This window comes from Sporosarcina sp. P29, assembly GCF_002743265.1.
Taxonomy (GTDB): Bacteria; Bacillota; Bacilli; order Bacillales_A; family Planococcaceae; genus Sporosarcina.
Window position 1 is genome coordinate 1 of sequence record NZ_PDYX01000148.1, and the last position, 366, is coordinate 366.

General features: G+C 49.2%; 2 protein-coding genes. One reads left to right on the top strand and one right to left on the bottom strand.

Features of this window, described 5'->3' with window-relative positions; translation table 11 throughout:
- Positions 1-117, top strand: a 117-nt coding sequence (locus CSV68_RS16970) for a sigma factor-like helix-turn-helix DNA-binding protein (RefSeq protein ID WP_304442475.1), incomplete at its 5' end; no start/stop codon positions are given.
- Positions 118-165: 48 nt separating this feature from the next.
- On the opposite strand, the gene CSV68_RS17495 is transcribed toward CSV68_RS16970, so the two are convergent.
- Positions 166-366, bottom strand: a 201-nt coding sequence (locus CSV68_RS17495) for a hypothetical protein (RefSeq protein ID WP_233192967.1), incomplete at its 5' end; no start/stop codon positions are given.

Below are 366 nucleotides of genomic sequence, written 5' to 3' on the forward strand. Positions count from 1 at the left end.
GTGGGTAAACAGTTCGACGTTACCCGCGAACGTATCCGTCAGATCGAAGCGAAGGCGCTGCGTAAACTGCGCCATCCAAGCCGCTCTGAAGTACTGCGTAGCTTCCTGGACGATTAATCTCCAGCCATGCAATATAAAGCCCCGACTTATCATCGGGGCTTTTTTTTAAAGTTTCGCCAGACGCCATTTTGAATCGTCGGGAAGTGGAATCAATCCCGAGCTGTCGCCATTAATCCCATAGACCAGTGTATTGAGAGAATTTAGCAAGAACTGTTTCTGCAACGTGGTAATGAAGCTGTCAATTTTTCGCGAGTCGGTTGCCGACTGACATGCGTCGACAAAAACGCGTCCTTTATATCCGGGTGG